A 17,214-nucleotide genomic window follows, 5' to 3' on the forward strand; every position below is an offset into this window, starting at 1 on the left:
CCGGCGGCCCCCGCACGACCCTCCGCACCACTTCACCCTCCCAGCCAGCCCCCCGCACCCGCTGACGGGACCATCGAGAATGGAGTCCCCGTGTCGACGGCATCCCAGGTCGCCACGCACATCCCCCCGGCCGATCCGGCCCACCCCGCCGTAGGAGCGGCCACCTCTCTCCTGGACGCCTACGCACCGGGCGACACGTTCCTCGCCACGCCCGGACGCACGCTGCTCGCACGCGGAGCGGGACGCCACGTCCCGCACGACGAGAGACCCTTGGCCGAACGGGTGGAGGCCACGCTGGCCGAGGCCGTCGCCGCCGGACAGGAAGCGCCGGTCGTGATCGGCGCCATCCCGTTCGACCACACGGCACCGGCCGCGCTCACCGTGCCGGTGTCGGTGCGCACCGCCGCGCCGCTCGCCTCCGACCCGCTCATCGCCCTGCCCGCCGGCCCCTCCGCCACCGCGGACTGGCAGATCCGCCCGGTGCCCGAGCCCGAGGTCTACGGCGAGGGTGTCGCCGCCGCCGTGGCCCGCATGTGGCGCGGCGAGTTCAGCAAGGTGGTGCTCGCCCGCACCCTGGAACTCACCTCCGGCGCCCCGCTCGACCTGCCCGCGATGCTCCAGCGGCTGGCCCGCCGCGACCCCTCCGGCTACACCTTCGCCCTGCCGACCGGCCCCGCCCGCACCCTCATCGGCGCCAGCCCCGAGCTGCTCGTCTCCCGCCACGGCAACCAGGTCGTCGCCAACCCGCTCGCCGGGTCCACCCCGCGCAGCGACGACCTCGCCGAGGACGTCCGCCGCGCCGCGACGCTGCTGGAGTCCGTCAAGGACCTCCACGAGCACGCCGTCGTCGTGGACGCCGTCCACCAGGCACTGGCCCCGCACTGCACCGGGATGACCGTCCCGGCCCGGCCGACCCTGATCCGTACCGCGACCATGTGGCACCTGTCGACCACGGTCACCGGCACCCTCTCCTCCGCCTCCGCCTCCGCCTCGGCGCTGGACCTGGCGATGGCGCTGCACCCGACGCCCGCCGTCTGCGGCACGCCGACCATGACGGCTCGTCAGGTCATCGCGGAGACCGAGCCGTTCGACCGCGGCTTCTTCACCGGTGTCGTCGGCTGGGGGAAGGCCGACGGTGACGGTGAATGGGTCGTCACGATCCGCTGCGCCGAGGCCGAGGAGCGCACGCTGCGCCTCTACGCCGGCGCGGGCATCGTCGCCGCCTCCGAGCCCGAGGCGGAGACCGCCGAGACCGGCGCCAAGTTCCGTACGTTCCTGAGCGCCGTGGGAGCCGAGCTGTGAGTACGCAAGCCGCTCCCACCTGGCCGGCCGAGTTCGCCGAGAAGTACCGGGCGGCCGGCTGGTGGCGCGGGGAGACCTTCGGCGAGATGCTGCGGCAGCGCGCCGAGGAACACCCGGACCGGATCGCGATCGTCGACCCGGTGGCCGGGAGCCGGTGGACGTACGCCGATCTCGACCGGCGCGCCGACCGGCTGGCCGCGGGCTTCCTCGCCCGCGGTATCGGCAAGGGCGACCATGTGGTGGTCCAACTCCCCAACATCGCCGAGTTCTTCGAGGTCATCTTCGCGCTGTTCCGGATCGGCGCGCTGCCCGTCTTCGCGCTGCCCGCCCACCGCGAGAGTGAGATCGCCTACTTCTGCGAGTTCACCGAGGCGGCCGCCTACATCGTCGCGGCCGAGCACGGCGGTTACGACTACCGGGAGCTGGCAGCGAAGACCCGCGCCCAAGTCCCGACGCTGAAGCACGTGTTCGTCGCACAAGGCGATCCCGGCGCGTTCGAGGCGCTGGCCGAGGTGGCCGAGGAGCCGGTCGGCTACGGCGGGCCGCGCCCGGACGATCTGGCCTTCCTCCAGCTCTCCGGCGGCAGCACCGGCGTACCGAAACTGATCCCGCGCACCCACGACGACTACATCTACTCGCTGTGGGGCTCCAACGAGATCTGCGGGGTCGACGAGAGCAGCGTCTACCTGGTCGCGCTGCCCGCCGCCCACAACTTCCCGCTCTCCTCCCCCGGTTCGCTCGGTGTGCTGTACGCCGGGGGGCGTGTGGTGCTCTGCCCGCAGCCCTCGCCCGAGGTGGCCTTCCCGCTGATCGAGCGCGAGGGCGTGACCATCACCGGCCTGGTGCCGCCGCTGGCCCTGCTGTGGACCGAGGCCGCCCCCGGCAGTGCGCATGACCTCAGCAGCCTGGACGTACTGCTGGTGGGCGGCGCCAAGTTCAGCGAGGAGGCGGCCCGCAGGGTGCGTCCCGCGCTCGGCTGCACGCTCCAGCAGGTCTTCGGGATGGCGGAGGGCCTGGTCAACTACACGCGCCTGGACGACCCGGTGGAGACCATCGTCACCACACAGGGGCGGCCCATCTCACCGGACGACGAGATCCTGGTCGTCGACGACGAGGACCGGGAGGTGGAGCCGGGTGGGACGGGGCATCTGCTCACCCGGGGTCCGTACACGATCCGCGGCTACTGGAACGCGCCCGAGCACAACGCCCGTTCCTTCACCGAGGACGGCTTCTACCGCACCGGCGACGTCGTCCGGGTCACGGAGTCCGGCCACATCGTCGTGGAGGGGCGCGCCAAGGACCAGATCAACCGGGGCGGCGAGAAGGTCGCCGCCGAGGAGGTGGAGAACCACATCCTCGCCCACCCGGCCGTGCACGACGCCAACGTGGTGGCGGAACCGGACCCGTATCTGGGTGAGCGCGTCTGCGCGTACGTGATCCTGCGCTCAGGCGCCGGTCCGCTGAAGGCGGTGGCGGTCAAACGCTTCGTACGGGAACGGGGCCTGGCCGCCTACAAGGTGCCGGACCGGGTCGAGTTCGTGGACGCGTTCCCGCAGACCGGCGTCGGCAAGGTCTCCAAGAAGGACCTGCGCAACGCCGCCGCCCGCACCGCCGTCCCCGCTCCCTGACGTTTCCGCCGCACCTCCCCGCACCTCCTCGAACGGAACCCTCACCACCATGGCTCTCCCCGCCATCACCCCGTACCCCATGCCGGCCGCCGACGGACTGCCCGCCAACCGGGTCGACTGGACCGTCGACCCGGCGCGCGCCGTGCTCCTCGTCCACGACCTGCAGAACTACTTCCTGTCGGCGTACGACCGGCAGGCCGCGCCCGTGCCCGAACTCCTGGCGCATGTGGCCGAGTTGAAGAAGGAGGCGGCGCGCCTGGGCGTGCCGGTCCTCTACACCGCGCAGCCCGGCGGCCAGAGCGCCGAGGAGCGCGGGCTCCAGCAGGACTTCTGGGGCCCCGGCCTGCCGGCCGACGAGCAGGCGGCGGCCATCGCGGACGAGGTCGCGCCCGAGGACGGCGACACCGTCATCACCAAGTGGAAGTACAGCGGCTTCGTCCGCACCGATCTGCTGGAGCGGCTGCGCGAGCAGGGCCGCGACCAGATCGTCCTCACCGGCGTCTACGCCCACATCGGCGTCCTGATGACCGCGTGCGACGCCTGGATGCAGGACATCCAGGCGTTCGTGGTCGCCGACGCGGTGGCGGACTTCTCCGCCGACGACCACGCGATGGCGCTGCGCTGGGCGGCCGGCAAGTGCGCCGTCGTCACCACCACCCGAGCCGCCTTCGAAGGGAAGTGACCGCCGTGGCGCTGACGTTGGAGCAGCTGCGCGCCGATGTCGCCGACATCCTCGGTGAGGAGCCGGAGGAGATCCCGCTCGACGAGAACCTCGTCGACTACGGGCTCGACTCCGTCCGTCTGATGTCCCTGGCGGCGGCCTGGCGCCGCGACCACGGGATCGAGGTGGCCTTCGCCGACCTGGCCGAGAAGCCGGCCCTGGAGGCCTGGGCGCCGCTGCTCGGCGTGGCCGCCTGAGCGGACGGCGGCGGTAGGCAGTCCTTCCGAGGGCGGTGCGGACCCGGCAGTACCGGGTCCGCACCGCCCTCGGCGCGTTTTCCGGAGGGCCCGTGCTACAGTCCGATGAGCATACGTGGATGCCCCTTCGTCGGGCACCGGTGCTGATTTTCTCTCTCCATCGCTGTTGCGCCCGTCCTCGTACGACCGGCGATCCAGCTTCTCCCGCAGCGATCTCGCTGTCTCTCCTTCCGGCTGCCGGGCTTCCGTGCCCCGGAGCGGGTGTGACGATGCCGCCCCTCCGTACGCCGGTCCCTCCTGCGCCATGTCCGCGAAAGGACCCCTCCCATGACCACCACACTCGAACGCCCCGCCGTCCACGAGCCGCGCCCGGTGCGGACCGCAGGGCTCCTGGACACCGCCCCCGGCGGCCACGGCCTCCTCCGCGTCCGTGGCGGCCACCCCTCCCCCGACGACATCAAGGTCTCCCCCGCGCTGATGCGCCGGTACGGCCTGCGCAAGGGCGACGCCGTCGAAGGAGGCTGCGAGCGGCCGCGCGTCCTCGCCTCCGTCGACCGGGTCAACGGCCTCGCGCCGCAGGCCCCGGGCGGCCGTGCCCACTTCCGCGACCTGACCCCGGTCCACCCCGCCGAACGGCTGCGGCTGGAGACGGAGAAGGGCGGTCCGGCGCTCCGGATCGTCGACCTGGTCTCTCCTGTCGGCAAGGGCCAGCGCGGTCTGCTCGTCGCGCCGCCGAAGACCGGAAAGACGGTCCTGCTCCAGCAGTTGGCCGCCGGCGTCGCCACCAACCACCCCGAGTGCCACCTGATGGTGGTCCTCCTGGACGAACGCCCCGAGGAGGTCACCGACATGCGGCGCTCGGTACGCGGCGAGGTGTACGCCTCCACCTTCGACCGGCCCGCCAAGGAGCACATCGCCCTCGCCGACCTGGCCGTGGAGCGCGCCAAGCGCCTCGTCGAGCAGGGCCGGGACGTGGTGGTCCTGCTGGACTCCCTCACCCGGCTGTGCCGCGCCCACAACAACGCGGCCGGACCGGGCGGCCGCACGCTGAGCGGCGGTGTGGACGCGGCGGCCCTCGCCGGTCCCAAGAAGCTGTTCGGTGCGGCGCGCAACGCCGAGGAGGGCGGCTCGCTCACCATCCTGGCGACCGCGCTGGTGGAGACGGGCTCCCGCGCCGACGACTTCTTCTACGAGGAGTTGAAGGGGACCGGCAACATGGAGCTGCACCTGGACCGCTCGCTCGCGGACCGGCGCGTCTTCCCGGCCGTCGACATCGCCCGCTCCGGGACCCGCCGCGAGGAGCTGCTGATGGGCGCCGCCGAGCTGTCCACCGTACGGGCGCTGCGCCGCGCCCTGCACGCCCGGGACGGTCACGGCGGCCTGGAGGCGCTGCTGGACAAGGTGCGCCGCACCCCGGACAACGCCACGTTCCTGCGTCAGGTGCAGCCCACCGTGCCGGGCGCCTGAGCACACCGCTCAGCTCCGCGCGGACAGCTCCGCCGCCTCCCTGCGCCGCCGCTGCTCCCGTACGTCGGCGACCGGTGCGGCGAGCATCAGCGCCCGGGTGTAGGGGTGGCGGGGCTCCGAGGTGACCTGGACCGCGTCACCGGTCTCGACGAGTTCGCCGCCCTGGATGACCGCCACCCGGTGGCTCATGAACCGGACGACCCCCAGGTCGTGCGTGACGAAGAGGTAGGCGACCTGCGTCTCCTCCTGGAACTCCAGGAGGAGTTCGAGGACCGTGCGCTGGGTGGTCAGGTCCAGCGCGGAGACCGGTTCGTCGCAGATGACCAGCCGGGGCCGCAGGGCCAGGGCGCGGGCGATGGCGACCCGCTGGCGCTGCCCGCCGGAGAACTCCCGGGGCAGCCGGTCGGCGGCGTCGGCGGGCAGGCGTACCCGGTCGAGCAGTTCCGCGATCCGGGCCCGTGCCTCCTTGGTCCCGGTGCCCTGGCCGAGCAGGGGTTCGCCGAGCGTGTCGCCGACCGTACGGGAGGGGTTGAGCGAGGTGTACGGGTCCTGGAACACGACCTGGAGGTCGCGGGCCAGGGCCCGTCGGCGCGCCCGCCCGGCCTGCTCGATGCGGCTGCCCGCGAAGGTGATGGTGCCCGACTCCACGGGTGCGAGGCCGAGGACCGCCCGGCCGATCGTCGTCTTGCCCGAGCCGGACTCACCGACCAGGCCGAGGGTCTCCCCGGGGCGGATGTCGAGGTTCACCCCCTTGAGGATCTCGGCGCGCGGTGCGCGGCGGCCCTTGCCGGGATAGGAGACCCGCAGGTCGCGGAGGGAGAGCAGGGCGTCCGGGAACTCCTCGCCGGGCCCGCCGGTGGCGTCGCTGGTCATACGGTGGTGCTCCTCGCCTCTCATGGCTGCCACGGCTCCCGCGGCGGCGCGTCGTCCAGGACCGCGTCGAGCAGGGACCGGGTATAGGGGTCGCGCGGCTCGTGGACGACCTGTTCGGCGGTGCCGGTCTCCACGATCCGGCCGGCGCTCATCACCGCCACCCGGTCGCAGAGGTCCGCGACGACACCGAGGTTGTGGGTGACCAGGAGCACCCCGAGCCCGCGGTCCCGCTGGAGGCGGCGCAGCAGGTCCAGGATCTCCGCCTGGACGACGACGTCGAGTGCGGTGGTGGGTTCGTCGGCGATGAGGAGTTCCGGGTCGCAGGACATCGCGCCGGCGATCAGGACGCGCTGGGCCATGCCGCCGGAGATCTCGTGCGGGTACAGCCGCATCGCGCGTTCGGGCGCCGGGATCTCCACGAGGCGCAGCAGGTCCAGCGCACGGGTCTCGGCCTCCTTGCGGCTGATACCGAGGACGTGGCGCATCGGCTCCATGAGCTGGCTGCCGACGGTGAACGCCGGGTCGAGGTTGCTCATCGGCTCCTGGGGGACGTACGCGACGGTCCCGCCGCGCAGGGTGCGGTGGTCGCGCTCCGGCAGTCCGACGGTCTCCCGCCCGTTGACGGTGATGCTGCCCGACCCGATCCTGCCCCCCTCCGGCAGGATGCCGAGGACCGAGAACGCCGTCTGTGACTTGCCGGACCCCGATTCGCCGACCAGGCCGACGGTCTCGCCGGGCCGGACGTCCAGGTCCACGCCGTGCACGACGTGCTTGGGCGGGCCGTCGGGCCGGTCGTAGGCCACGGTGAGGCCGCGCACCGAGAGCAGCGGGCTGCGCGGGCCGGACTCCGCCGGGGCCGCGGAGGCCGGTGCGGGGCGTGGCCGGCGCGTGGTGCGTCCGCCGTCCGCCGGTCCGCCGCGCTCCTCCAGCGCGTCGCGCAGGGCGCCCGCGAGGAGGACCAGTGCGCCGTTGGTGATCCCGAGGGCGAGACCGGGCCAGAGCATGAGGAGCGGGGCCCGCTGGATGTTCTGGAACGCCTCGTTGAGCATCGCGCCCCAGGTGGCCGAGGAGCCGCTGCCGACGCCGAGGAACTCCAGCCCTGCCTGGAGGCCGATGGCGATCCCCGCGACGAGGGCGACCTGGATGATGACGGGGCCGCGTACGACGATGAGGATGTGCCGCCCGACGATGCGCGCGTCGGAGAGTCCGGACACCTTGGCGGCGTCCACGTACAGCTCCTTGCGGACGTTGGCGACGATGCCCCGCACCAGGCGGAAGAAGCTGGGGGCGGCGAGCACACCGAGCACGATCATCAGGACCCAGACGTTGGGGCCGAGGATGGCGCGGGAGGCGAGCAGGACCACCATGGCGGGCAGGGCCATGACGAGGTTGACGGCCCAGTTGGCCGCCGAGTCGAACCAGCCGGCGCGGTACCCGGCGTACAGCCCGGTGGGCACGCCGAGCGCGAGGGCGACCCCCAGGGCGATCAGCGCGCCGCCGAGGGTGTTGCGGCCGCCGTACAGGATGCGGGAGAGGATGTCGCGGCCGGCCGAGTCCATACCGAGCGGGTGCGCCGCGCTCGGTCCCTCGAACGCGGCGCCTAGCGCGGAGGCGTCGGGGGCCTGCGGGGCGATGAGCGGCGCCAGGAGCACGGCGGCGACCAGGAGCAGCAGGACTCCGGCGGAGGCGGCGCCGAGCGGGTTGCGCAGCAGGCGCCGGGGCAGTCCGCCGTGCACGGCGGCCCGGGTGTCGGAGGCGGTCGCGGAGTCGGTTGCCGGGCGGGGCGGGGGCGCCGGGTCGGCGGGGAGGTTGTCGCTCATGCGACCCTCGCCTTCGGGTTGAGCCAGCCGATCATGACATCGACCAGGAGGTTGATCAGGACGACCCCGATGACCGTGAGCATGACCAGGGCCATGATCACGGGGATGTCGCCGCGGGTGGTGTAGGTGACGGTCATGCTGCCGATGCCGGGGAGCCCGAAGATCTGCTCCACGATGACCGCGCCGCCCAGCAGTCCGACGAACTGCATGCCGAGCACCGACAGGGCGGGCGCGGAGGCGTTGCGCAGGACGTGCCGGAGGACGATCCGCGAGGTGGGCAGTCCGCGGGCGCGCAGCGTACGGATGTAGTCCTGGCGCAGCACGTCGATGACCGCGCCCCGGACCTGCTGGGAGACGCCGGCCACGGAGGCGACCGACAGCGCGAGGACCGGCAGGGTGATGGTGGAGAGCCAGCCGGACGGCGACACGGAGAAGGCGGTGTAGCCGATGGCCGGGAACCAGTTGAGGTTGACCGCGAAGACCAGCACGATGATCAAGGTCACGAAGAAGCCGGGGAGCGCGTAGCCGATCACGCCGAGCACCTGGACGAAGCGGTCGGCGGCGCCGCGCCGCACTCCGGCCCAGACGCCGAGCAGGAACGACACGACGGTGGCGACCAGGGTCACCCCCGCCATCAGGCTCGCGGTGACCGGGAGCCGGGCGGTGACCGCGGTGGTGACGTCCTCGCTGGTGAACCAGGAGGTGCCGAGGTCGCCGCGGACCGCGTGGGCGAGCCAGTCGGTGTACTGCGCGAGGACCGGCCGGTCGAGTCCGAGCGCGGTGTTCTTCGCGTCGACGGCGGCCTGGTCGGCGCCCTGGCCGAGCAGCGTACGGCCGACGTCGGTGTCCGGGACGGACAGCAGCAGGTAGGAGAGGAAGGAGATGACGAGGAGGAGCAGGGCTCCCGCCGCGATCCTGCGGGCGATGAAGTTCAGCATGGCACTCGGTATCTGTCGGGCGCTTCAGGGGAGGCCGTCGTGGTCTCAGCCGGCGGGGGCGTAGTTGTAGATCGACGGGACGGCCATGCCGGACTGCGGGGTGATCTTCACCGTGCCGTCGGAGACGTGCAGATACGTCATCCGGTAGAAGGGCACGAACCAGCCCTGCTCGACGAGATGGCGGTTCAGCTGCCGGGCCGCCTCCTTCTGCTTCGCGCCGCCGCTCTGGATCTGCGGCAGGAGCTTGCCGACGGTCGCGTCGGTGGTGCCGAACATGTTGAACGTGCCCGGGGTGACCAGTTCGTTGACGACGATCCAGTCGTCGGCGGCCTGGCCCATGTTCATGACCATGCCGGAGTAGGCGCGGTCGGTGAAGATCTTGCGGAGCGCGGTGGATCCGTCGAGCTCCTCCCACTTCAGCGTGATGCCGACGGTTTTGAGGTCGGTCGCGAGGGAGGAGGCGAGGGCGTCGTTGACGATCGCGCTCATCCGGGGAAGCTTGAGGGTGAACCCCTTGGCGTACCCGGCGGACTTGAGCAGGGACTTGGCCTTGGCCGGGTCGTGCGCGTAGGAGGTGTCCAGCGCCTTGTCGTAGCCGGCGGAGTCCGGGCCGAAGACCTGTCCGGTGGCCTCGCCGCGGTTCTGCCGGATGGTGGCGAGCATGGTCTTCCGGTCGACGGCGTGGTTGAGGGCCTGGCGCACCCGGGCGTCCTTGAGCGCCGGGGTGATGGCGCCGCCCCGGTCGAACAGCAGCAGCCCCTGGAAGTCGAACTCCTGCTCCGTCGTCTTCACCCGGGGGTCGGACTCGATGCTGATCTGCTGGTCGGCGTTCTGGAGGAGGGCCGCGTTCACCTGGCCGGTCCGCAGGCCGTTGACGATCGCCGTCTCGTTGTCGAAGAAGCTGATCGCCAGCTCCTTGTACGGGAGTTCCTCGCCCCAGTAGTCGGCGTTGCGCTCGTAGACCCACTTGGTGCCGATGGTCGTCCTCGCCTTGGCCAGGCGGTACGGGCCGGTACCGTCCGGGGTCGTCTTCAGGGCGTCGCCCTTGGCGAAGGCCGCGGGGTTGGCCATCAGCCCGGCGGCGTCGCTGAGGTAGAAGAGCATCGCGGGGTCGGGCTGGGAGAGCTTCAGGGTGACGTGCGTGGCGTCGGTGACCTCGACGGACGTGAGGTCCTTCAGCCACTTGGCCGCCGCGCCGCCGCCCTTCTTGAAGCGCTCCAGGTTGGCCTTGACGGCGGCGCCGTCGAAGGCGGTGCCGTCGGCGAACTTCACGTCGTCGCGCAGGGTGAGGGTGAGGGCGGTCCTGGTGTCGTCGTAGGTCCACCCGGTGGCGAGCATCGGGCTGTAGTCGCCGTCGGCCTCGCGCTTGACCAGGGTGTCGTAGACGGCCTGGAAGAACGGCAGGGCGCTGCCGATCGCCTGGGAGGGGTCCAGGCTCTGCGGGGAGGTCAGCGTGGCGAGGTTCAGCTGCGATCCCGGGCTGCCCTGCGGGCCGCTGTCCGCGCAGCCGGCGAGGGTGAGGACGGCCGCCAGGCAGCCGGCCAGGGCCGCGTTTCGGGTGGTTCTGCTCATGGGTTCGCTCCGTCTGGAGAGCCCGGGAAAGACGTCCCGGGAAGGAGTGGCGGTGAGCCTACCTGCGGAATTAACCACTTGGTAGGTTTTTTGAGCGGGAAATTGACCAGCTGGTAAATTCCGTGGGGTGGAGTCAGGGGTACCGGGCGGCGACGCCGTGTCCGACGAGCACAGGGGGCCGCCGCGATGAGCACAGGGACCGGGCGCGCCCCGCACCGGCCGGGGGCCGAGGGAGCCCGTCCGTCGAAGGGGGAACGCACCCGCGCCCGCATCCTCGACGCGGCGGCCGAGCTGTTCTCCCGCTCCGGCTTCAACGCGGTCTCGCTGCGCGACATCGCCGCCCACGCGGGGCTGACCCACGCCGGGCTGCTGCACCACTTCCCGGGCAAGGACCGCCTGCTCATGGAGGTGCTGGAGCGACGCGACCTGATCGACGCCCGCGAACTCTTCCCGGGTCTGCTGCGGCCGGGCTCGCCCGCTCCGGAACCGGCCCGACGGCTGCGGCTGCTGCTGGATCTGGTGGCGCGCAACAGCCGGACGCCGGGCCTGGTCGCGCTCTACGCGAAGCTGTCCGCCGAGGCGACCGATCCGGACCACCCGGCGCACAGCTACTTCACCCGGCGCTACCGGTACCTGCGCACCGAGCTGACCGGCGTCGTGGCCGGCCTCCAGCGGGCCGCCGGCACGGACGGCGCCGTGGACCCGGGTGTGGTGGCCGGTCAGCTGCTGGCGCTGATGGACGGCTTGCAGACGCAGTGGCTGCTGGAGCCGGAGGCCGTACCGATGGAGGCGCTCGTACGCGACTTCCTGGACCGCCTGGGACTGCTGCCCGAGGACGGTGCGGAGGCCACGCAGAGGGCGAGGGACGGCGCGGAGGCCGGTGGCGTCAGCCGTTGAGGGTTGCGAGGGCCGCATCGGCCGTGCTCCGGTGTCCGGCTGCGTTGGGGTGGAACCCGGTCGCCTCCGCGGTCTCCTCGGGCTCGATCCAGCGCACGCCCTGCGGCTTGCACGCGTCGTGCCCGACCGAGGGCGTGCAGGCGTCGACATAGGCCCCGCCCCGCCCGGCCGCCTGCTGCGCGAGCATCGCGTTGAGCTGCTTCTGCTTGTCCCGGAACCAGGCGAAGTCGCCGTCGGCGAAGGGGACGACCGGACGACAGGAGGTGCCGTCGTCCGGGACGATCGCCGGATACCCCACCACCAGGACGCGGGCCTGCGGCGAGCGGGCCTGGATCGCGGCGAGGACGGCGGCCACCTTCGGCGCGGTGGCGCCGATGCGGGTGCCGATCTCGTCGGTGCCGAGCAGGGTGTAGCTCCGCTTGCACGGTGCGCCCAGCGGGGCGAGCTTGCCGAGCAGGACGCAGCGGGTGAGGACGCCGGGGAGATCGAGGTCGTTGCCCCCGATGCCGAGGGTGACCAGGGTCGTGTCGGGCCGCAGGGCGTCCAGTTGGGGCGGCGCCGATCCTTGCGGGACGGTCATGTGACGGGTGTCGGCGCCGGCGCAGGTGACATCGGTGAACGACGCCACCGGGAGGGCGGCGGCCACCAGGGCCGGGTAGTTGCGCGAGGAGCGGCCGCAGGCGGCGTCCGTCTGCTCGGGGATGCCGGGGCTCGAGCTGAAGGAGTCGCCGAGCGCCACGTAGCGGACCGGGGCGCTCTGCGCGGCACCGCCGGACGTTCCCGGTGCCGGTGCCGGGGCGGCCGTGGCCGAGGTGCCGGCCGTGGCCAGGAGAGCCGTGGCGGCGGTGACGGCCAGGGCGGCGGCAGTGGTACGGCGTCGATGTACGGCGGGGGCGGGGTGCCTGGCGGCAGGGTGCATGGCCAATCCTCGTCTCTTCGGCACGGAGGCGCCGTCGGAAGGTGGGAAGCAGAGGCGGACGCGGGTGCGGAGCGGTGGGCACCGGCTGACGCGGGGTCGGACGAGGGTCACTCGGAGACCGGACGGACCGGAGAGCAAAAACCGTACGATGAACGGTTTCCAGCCGTCAAGGGTGCGCGCGGCACCGTTCCGCCACCGCCGGCACCCCCGGGCGCACGGCTCGGAGCCGGGCGGCGCGCACCCTTGACACCCAAAACCGATCAACTTACGGTTTTTGCGCGATGGCGGCCGTACGTCCGGCCTCACCCCCTCCGAGCCGCCCCGGGGCGGACCCGCCGCCGAGAGCCGGCCGCTCCCCCGCCGCCCGCATCCACACCCACGCCCCCACTCGACCCGACAGGTGCGCCGTATGACGACCGACCAGACCTCACCGCCCCCGGCGGCAGACCCCTCCGCCGATCCGCTCACCCTGGCCGAGAAGGCCTCACTGACCAGCGGCGGCGGGGACTTCGTCACCTCGGCCGTGGACCGGGCCGGCGTACCGGCCGTCACCCTCTCCGACGGGCCGCACGGGCTGCGCCTGCCCAAGAAGGCGGGCGACGGAGGCCAGCTCGACCTGCACAGCGCCGCCCCCGCCACCTGCTATCCCCCCGCCGTGGCGCTCGGCAGCAGCTGGGACCCGGAGCTCGCCCGGCGCGTCGCCGGAGCGCTCGCGGACGAGGCGACCGCCCACGGTGTCCGGGTGCTCCTCGGTCCGGGCATCAACATCAAGCGCTCACCGCTCTGCGGGCGCAACTTCGAGTACTTCTCCGAGGACCCGCTGCTCACCGCCGAGCTGGGCGGGGCCATGGTGCGCGGGCTCCAGGAGTCCGGTGTGGGCGCGGCACTCAAGCACTACGCGGCCAACAACCAGGAGACCGACCGGATGCGGGTCAGCGCCGACATCGACGAGCGCCCGCTGCGGGAGATCTACCTCCGGGCCTTCGAGCGCATCGTCCGCCGCGACCGCCCCTGGTCCGTGATGTCCTCCTACAACGCGGTCAACGGGGTGACCCTCTCGGAGAACGCCCGGCTGCTGACCGACATCCTGCGCACCGAGTGGGGCTTCGACGGCATCGTGATGTCCGACTGGGGTGCCGTACGCGACCGGGTCGCCGCCCTCCGCGCGGGTCTGGACCTCCAGATGCCCGGCACCCAGGGGCGTACCGACGCGCAGGTCATGGCCGCCGTGCGCGACGGCTCCCTGGACGAGGCGGTGCTGGACACCGCCGTGGAGCGCCTGGTCCGCTTCGCCCGGCGCGCCGCGACCGGCGACGGCCGCCCCGAGCCGCGGATGACCGTGGACGACCACCACCGCCTCGCCGGGGAGGCGGCGGAGCGGTGCGTGGTGCTGCTCAGGAACGAGGACGGGCTGCTGCCGCTGAGCCCGGACGCCGGAAGCGTCGCCGTCATCGGTGAGCTGGCCCGCACCCCCCGCTACCAGGGGGCCGGCAGCTCCCAGGTCACCCCCACCCGGCTGGACGTGCCGCTCGACGCGCTGCGCGACCGCGCCGAGGGAGCACGGGTCGCCTTCGCCCCCGGGTACGCCCTGGCGGTCGGCGGCACCGTGCGGGCCCCGGCCGACGAGAACGCGCTCACGGAGGAGGCGGTCCGGCTCGCCGCCGGGTCCGACACCGTGCTGCTGTTCCTCGGCCTCTCCTCCCAGGACGAGTCCGAAGGGTTCGACCGGGACCACATCGATCTGCCGGAGGACCAACTGCGCCTCCTGGAAGCCGTCGTGGCCGCCAACCCGCGTACCGCCGTCGTCCTCTCCAACGGCGGCGCCGTCCGCACCGACCCGTGGCACCGCACGGTCCCCGCACTCGTCGAGGGCTGGCTGCTCGGCCAGGCGGGCGGCGGGGCGCTGGCCCGTGTCCTGTTCGGCGACGTCAGCCCTTCCGGCAGACTCGCCGAGACGCTGCCGCTGCGACTGGAGCACTCCCCGAGCCACCTCTCCTTCCCCGGCGAGGAAGGGCATGTCCGGTACGGCGAGGGCGTCTTCGTCGGCTACCGGGGGTACGACGCGGCCGACCGCGAGGTGGCCTTCCCCTTCGGCCACGGGCTGTCGTACACGACCTTCGCCTACAACGGGCTGCGGGTCACGGCGGAGGACGACGGCAGCCGTTTCGCGGTGGCCGTCACCGTCACCAACACCGGTTCCCGTACCGGGCGCGAGACCGTCCAGATCTACAGCGGCGGCCCGGCCGGGTCGTCCGTCGCCCGCGCGCCGAGGGAGTTGCGCGCCTTCACCTCGGTGACGCTCGCTCCGGGCGAGAGCCGTGAGCTGGTCGTCCACGTCTCCCGCGACGACCTCGCGTACTACAGCGAGCGGGAGGGCGGATGGCGGGTCGAGGGCGGTGACTACGTCATCGCGGCGGGCGCGTCCTCACGCGACCTCCGGCTCAGCGCGGAGGTCACCGTGGCGGGAGACCCCTCGCGGCTCGCGCTCACCGGCCGCAACTCCCTCGCCGAGTGGCTGGAGCACCCGGCCGGCGGCCCGCTGCTGATGAAGGCGTTCGCCGAGGGCCGGGCCGCCGCCGGTGCCGAGGCGGGGCCGAGCGCCCTGGAGAACCCGGTGCTCTGGCGATTCCTCGCCGGCATGCCGCTGGAGGTGATCGCCGACTTCCCGCAGAGCCCGGTGGGCCCCGAGGGCGTGGCCGCGCTGGTGACGGCCGCGTCGGCGGCCCCACCCGGCGCTTCCGGCACCTCCAGCACGTCCGGCGCGGACGTTGCCGTGTCGGACGGGGCGGGCGAAGGCGCGGCGCCGCTCGGCGTTCGCGGGACCGGGGCCGGGGCCGGGGCCGGGGCCGGGGCCGGGGGCTAGGTCGCCTGACAGAGGGGTGGCGGCGGGCGGGGATGGCCGGAAAGCCGTCCCCGCCCGCCGTCGTCGTCTCACTCCCGCTCGGGCTCCGAGGCCTCGCGTCCGCCGTCCCGGTCCACGGCCAGCAGCCGGAAGACGTCGTCGATCGGCTGCTCCATGTCCGTCGAACGGTCGATGAGCCACTGCAACTGGATGCCGTCCGCCACCGCGAGGAGCAGCACGGCGAGCCGTTCCGCCGGAATCTCGGTGGTCAGCCGCCCCTCGTCCATCCGCTGCCGCACGTATCCCGCCACCCGCTCGCGCAGCACCGGATAGCGCTCGGCGAAGTGCGCGTGCGCCGGGTGCTCCGGGTCACTGGCGGCGGCGGCCATGGAGACGAACAGCTCCACCAGTCCGGGGGTCTGCGCCCCCTCACGGATGATGTCGCGATAGCTCGGCTCCCCGGGCCGCTCGGTCTGGCGCACCCGGGCGGTCTCGTCACGCATCCTCAGGACCTGGGTGAGCAGGTCCTCCTTCGAGCTGAAGTAGTGCATCAGGCCGGGCAGGCTGAGGTTGCATCGGGCAGCCACCTTCCGCAGCGAGGTGCCCCGATAGCCCTCGGCGGCGAAGATCTCCAGTGCCGCGTGCAGGATCTCCGTGCGCTTCGCCTCGCCCTTTTCGTACGGGCCCCGTTTCGCCATGCCCGGAAGCCTAACCGGCGTGCCGGCCACCGGCGGGCACGGCCGCGGGCTCCGGGTGCGGCTCGGGGTTCGGCTCCGGCTCCGGGCCCGGGAGGCGTCCGGCGCGGGCCAGGGCGCCGAGCCAGTGGGCCGACGGCTTCGGGGTCCGGGCGAAGGTCTTCCGGTCGACCGCGATGAGCCCGAAGGTGGGCCGGTAGGAGCCCCATTCGTAGTTGTCCAGCGCGGTCCAGTGCAGATAGCCGCGTACGTCGATCCCGTCCCGCAGCGCGTCGGCCACCCCGGCCAGCGCCCGGGTGGTGTAGGCGATGCGGCGTTCGTCGTCGTCGGTGGCGATGCCGTTCTCGGTGACCAGGACCGCGACGTGCGGGCCGACCACGTCGGCGGTGTGGCGGATCGCCTCGCCGAGGGCTTCGGGGTGGAACTCCCAGCCGGTCAGCGTCGTCTCCACGCCCGGCTCCACCGGCAGCGGCCCGTCCGGGCCGATCCGGTGGCGGGTGTAGGCCTGCACGCCGACCCAGTCGTCCTCACGGGAGGCGTGGAGGAAGATGTCCTCGCGGGGCCAGGCGTACGCGGCGGCGACCTCGGCCGCTCCGGGTTCGGCCTGGTAGACCTGGTTGGCGACCGTCCAGCCGACCTGGAGCCCGGGATCGGCCGCTTTGAGGACCTCGCGGGCCGCCCGGTGGGCACGGATGAGGGCCTGGGTGACCTCGGGGTCGGGGTCGACCGTGGCCGGGTCGAAGGCGGCCGCACCGGACCGCTCCGCCCCCTCCCGCGCCGGGACTTCCCCCTGTCCGAGCCCCATGCGGCGGACGACCGTGTGCATCAGCGCGACCATGTTCGGTTCGTTGATGGTCGCCACATGGCGGACGCCCGCGGCGAGGATCTCGGTGGCGACCTCGGCGTAGGCGGCGAAGAGGTCGGTCGCCTCCGGGGCGCTCCAGCCGCCGAGCGCGCTGAACCAGTGCGGCGAGGTGAAGTGGTGGAGGGTCACCACCGGGGTGAGACCACGCTCCAGCGCGCCCAGGACCATGGCCCGGTAGTGGGCGACCGCCGCCCGGGAGACGTGTCCGCGCTCGGGTTCGATCCGGGCCCACTCGATGGAGAACCGGTAGGCGTTGAAGCCGAGTCCGCTGAGCAGGTCCATGTCCTCCGGCCAGCGGTGGAAGCTGTCGACCGCGTCACCGCTGCGTTCCGCGACGAAGGTGCCCGGACGGTTCTCGACGGCCCACCAGTCGCTGGACACATTGTTCCCCTCGACCTGATGGGCAGCGGTGGACGCCCCCATGAGGAAGCCCTCGGGCAGGGCGGGTCCGGGGGTGTTCGGCAGCACCACGAGGCGG

General features: G+C 72.9%; 14 protein-coding genes. 7 read left to right on the forward strand and 7 right to left on the reverse strand.

The features are described from left to right. The first annotated feature begins 90 nt into the window (after nt 1-90). The 5 genes from dhbC (at nt 91) to rho (ending at nt 5,315) form a co-directional block, all read left to right on the forward strand. Nucleotides 91-1,302 carry an isochorismate synthase DhbC gene (gene dhbC / locus ACQP09_RS00840; RefSeq protein WP_433395117.1) on the forward strand — a complete coding sequence of 404 codons (1,212 nt, stop codon included), beginning with the start codon at nt 91-93 and terminating at the stop codon, nt 1,300-1,302. After that, nucleotides 1,299-2,930 carry a (2,3-dihydroxybenzoyl)adenylate synthase gene (locus ACQP09_RS00845; RefSeq protein ID WP_433395119.1) on the forward strand — a complete coding sequence of 544 codons (1,632 nt, stop codon included), beginning with the start codon at nt 1,299-1,301 and terminating at the stop codon, nt 2,928-2,930. The genes dhbC and ACQP09_RS00845 overlap by 4 nt, the downstream gene beginning before the upstream one ends. A 49-nt stretch (nt 2,931-2,979) precedes the next feature. Further along, nucleotides 2,980-3,612, forward strand: a complete 633-nt coding sequence (locus ACQP09_RS00850; RefSeq protein WP_433395121.1) for an isochorismatase family protein — start codon at nt 2,980-2,982, stop codon at nt 3,610-3,612. Continuing rightward, nucleotides 3,609-3,848 carry a phosphopantetheine-binding protein gene (locus ACQP09_RS00855; protein ID WP_432150194.1) on the forward strand — a complete coding sequence of 80 codons (240 nt, stop codon included), beginning with the start codon at nt 3,609-3,611 and terminating at the stop codon, nt 3,846-3,848. Before ACQP09_RS00850 ends, ACQP09_RS00855 begins: the two co-directional genes overlap by 4 nt. A 327-nt stretch (nt 3,849-4,175) precedes the next feature. After that, nucleotides 4,176-5,315 carry a transcription termination factor Rho gene (rho, locus tag ACQP09_RS00860; protein WP_433395124.1) on the forward strand — a complete coding sequence of 380 codons (1,140 nt, stop codon included), beginning with the start codon at nt 4,176-4,178 and terminating at the stop codon, nt 5,313-5,315. A 9-nt stretch (nt 5,316-5,324) separates the two neighbouring features. On the opposite strand, the gene ACQP09_RS00865 is transcribed toward rho, so the two are convergent. Genes ACQP09_RS00865 through ACQP09_RS00880 form a run of 4 tightly spaced genes read right to left on the reverse strand, consistent with a single transcriptional unit; the run spans nt 5,325 to nt 10,518 of the window. Continuing rightward, nucleotides 5,325-6,188: an ABC transporter ATP-binding protein gene (locus ACQP09_RS00865; protein WP_433395125.1), complete on the reverse strand. Its 864-nt coding sequence runs from the start codon at nt 6,186-6,188 to the stop codon at nt 5,325-5,327. Between the two features lie 20 nt (nt 6,189-6,208). Beyond that, complete coding sequence (locus ACQP09_RS00870; RefSeq protein WP_433395127.1) at nt 6,209-8,008, reverse strand: dipeptide/oligopeptide/nickel ABC transporter permease/ATP-binding protein; 1,800 nt, start codon at nt 8,006-8,008, stop codon at nt 6,209-6,211. After that, entirely contained in the window at nt 8,005-8,946 is a 942-nt protein-coding gene (locus tag ACQP09_RS00875; protein WP_433395129.1) for an ABC transporter permease, read from the reverse strand. Before ACQP09_RS00875 ends, ACQP09_RS00870 begins: the two co-directional genes overlap by 4 nt. Nucleotides 8,947-8,991: 45 nt before the next feature. Further along, on the reverse strand, nt 8,992-10,518 hold the full coding sequence (locus tag ACQP09_RS00880) for an ABC transporter substrate-binding protein (protein ID WP_433395131.1): 1,527 nt from the start codon (nt 10,516-10,518) through the stop codon (nt 8,992-8,994). Nucleotides 10,519-10,704: 186 nt separating this feature from the next. Here ACQP09_RS00880 and ACQP09_RS00885 point away from each other — a divergent pair, with 186 nt between their 5' ends. Further along, on the forward strand, nt 10,705-11,415 hold the full coding sequence (locus tag ACQP09_RS00885; RefSeq protein ID WP_433395133.1) for a TetR/AcrR family transcriptional regulator: 711 nt from the start codon (nt 10,705-10,707) through the stop codon (nt 11,413-11,415). On the opposite strand, the gene ACQP09_RS00890 is transcribed toward ACQP09_RS00885, so the two are convergent. Beyond that, on the reverse strand, nt 11,405-12,334 hold the full coding sequence (locus ACQP09_RS00890) for an SGNH/GDSL hydrolase family protein (protein ID WP_433395135.1): 930 nt from the start codon (nt 12,332-12,334) through the stop codon (nt 11,405-11,407). The genes ACQP09_RS00885 and ACQP09_RS00890 overlap by 11 nt on opposite strands. A 409-nt stretch (nt 12,335-12,743) precedes the next feature. Here ACQP09_RS00890 and ACQP09_RS00895 point away from each other — a divergent pair, with 409 nt between their 5' ends. After that, nucleotides 12,744-15,197, forward strand: coding sequence for a glycoside hydrolase family 3 C-terminal domain-containing protein (locus tag ACQP09_RS00895; protein ID WP_433395137.1), 2,454 nt, complete (start codon nt 12,744-12,746; stop codon nt 15,195-15,197). Between the two features lie 68 nt (nt 15,198-15,265). Here the strand turns inward: ACQP09_RS00895 and ACQP09_RS00900 are convergent, their stop codons facing one another. Beyond that, the gene (locus ACQP09_RS00900; protein ID WP_433395138.1) at nt 15,266-15,874 is read right to left on the reverse strand and encodes a TetR/AcrR family transcriptional regulator; all 609 of its coding nucleotides are present in this window, start codon (nt 15,872-15,874) and stop codon (nt 15,266-15,268) included. 10 nt (nt 15,875-15,884) lie between these two features. After that, nucleotides 15,885-17,159 (reverse strand): glycoside hydrolase family 1 protein, encoded by a 1,275-nt coding sequence (locus ACQP09_RS00905; protein WP_433406445.1) that lies wholly within the window; start codon nt 17,157-17,159, stop codon nt 15,885-15,887. Between the last annotated feature and the right edge of the window lie 55 nt (nt 17,160-17,214).

It is taken from the genome of Streptomyces sp. CA-146814 (genome assembly GCF_050942385.1).
GTDB lineage: Bacteria > Actinomycetota > Actinomycetes > Streptomycetales > Streptomycetaceae > Streptomyces.